We start from the raw sequence: 1,249 nt of genomic DNA on the forward strand, positions 1-1,249 counted from the left end.
CCGCCATTGGCGGCGATCGTCAGCGTGTCGCCCTCGGCACCGCCGGTCGCGCCGGAGGTGATCTGGTCGAGCAGGCTGGTCGAGTTGTACTGCCCGGCCGTCATGTTGAGGGCGGTGGTCGCGCTGCCGCCGGCGATGTTGAAGTCGACGTCGGCGGTCTTGGCCTCGATCTTCAGCTTGCCGGCCTCGTTCGAGATGTTGAGGTTGGCGCCGAGCGTCGCGTTGGCCTTCAGCTTGGTGACCACGTCGTCGAGATTGTCGGTGCCGGCGAGACCGACCGTCTGGGTCTGCCCACCATTGCCGTCGTTCGCGTCGACCGTGATCGAGATGTTGGTGCCGTTGGCGAGCGTGTTGTCGATCTCGCCGAGCGTCAGGCTGCTGTTGAAGCTCTTCTCGAGCGCCGAGCCCATGCCGCCGCGCGCGCCGGTACCGAAGTCGTAGTTGGCGGTGGAGGCATCGAGGCCGAGGGCGGCGGTGACGCCGACGTCGGTCGCCTTCATGCCGATCGCGTTGCCGCTGCCGGCGCCGAGGCTCATGGTGAAGCTGGTGCCGGAGATCGAGGCGGTGGCGGCGCCGCGCTCGGTGTTGAGCCACGAGTTCAACTCGGAGACCGTCGAGATCTGGCCGCCGGCATTGCCGAAGGTCACCGTCTTGGTGTCCTGGCCGGTGATCGACAGCTCGAGGGTCGACCCCTCCTTGCCACCCTGGGCGACGATGTTGTCGAGCAGGCTGGTCGAGTTGTGGCTGCCGGCGCTGAGGCCGACCGCGGTCAGGGTGGCGGCGGTCGAGCCGTTGCCGTCGGCGCTGATCGAGAAGTCGACGTCGGCGCTGGTCGCCGTCAGCTTCAGATGACCCGAGCCGTCGTCCTCGACGGTGACGTAATTGTCGAGCGTGTCGCCCGGCGTGCCGGAGGTGGTGCCGTCGAACGCCGCCTTCACGTCGGCGAAGCTCGCTTCCGTGCCGGCGATGGCGACGTCGAAGGTCTTCTCCGTGCCGCCCGAGGTGACGCGGATCTGCACCGTGCCGGCGTTGCCGGCGCCGCCAGCGCCGCCCGACACGTCCTGGGTGCCGGTCACCGTACCGATCGTCTCGGCGTCGTTGGTGAACGACAGGTTCACCGCCTTCGCCGACAGGTCGTTGGCGCCGCCGGCGGTGGTGGTGGCGATCGTCTCGGTCGGCAGCGAGCCGGTGACGTTGAGGGCGTCGTAGGTGGTCGCCGGGGCGGTCGCCGAGCGGGCCTGCTGGGCGA

The 1,249-nt window shown here is 69.2% G+C and carries 1 protein-coding gene; it reads right to left on the minus strand.

Going from position 1 to position 1,249, the window contains the following annotated elements; genetic code table 11:
* The coding region (locus A33M_RS20730; protein ID WP_040622282.1) for a hypothetical protein at positions 1 to 1,249 on the minus strand (1,249 nt) is incomplete at both ends.

Source organism: Rhodovulum sp. PH10, from assembly GCF_000293785.1.
GTDB lineage: Bacteria > Pseudomonadota > Alphaproteobacteria > Rhizobiales > Xanthobacteraceae > Rhodoplanes.